Raw genomic sequence first — 338 nt, 5'->3', positions numbered from 1 at the left:
GCAATAGACACGGGCTTAACTGTGGCCGATGGCTATACCTTTACCTGGTACTTAGAAGGCGTAGAACAACCACAATACGCAAACCAATCTAGTATTACCCCAACAGAAGGCGGGAACTACTCGGTAGTGGTTACTAGTGCTTTAGGCTGTTCTACTATAGTAGGCGACCCAAATACGGTAACCTTTGTAGAAGTAAGCGAGCCACCAGTGGTTACCGCAGAGATAACCACATTAGCTTTTGCAGACCAACACGATATTGCAGTAACGGCGACAACAACAGCAAGTACAGCGATCTCAGTATACGAGTTTAGTATCGATGGTGGTGCGTGGGAAGCCAA

The 338-nt window shown here is 47.0% G+C and carries 1 pseudogene; it reads left to right on the top strand.

Annotated features, from left to right (window positions below):
- Positions 1 to 338, top strand: a pseudogene (locus ACVC08_RS00190) (hypothetical protein); the annotation flags it as partial.

The organism is Pontimicrobium sp. MEBiC06410 (assembly GCF_053601615.1).
This window is presented reverse-complemented; position numbering and strand designations above follow the sequence as displayed.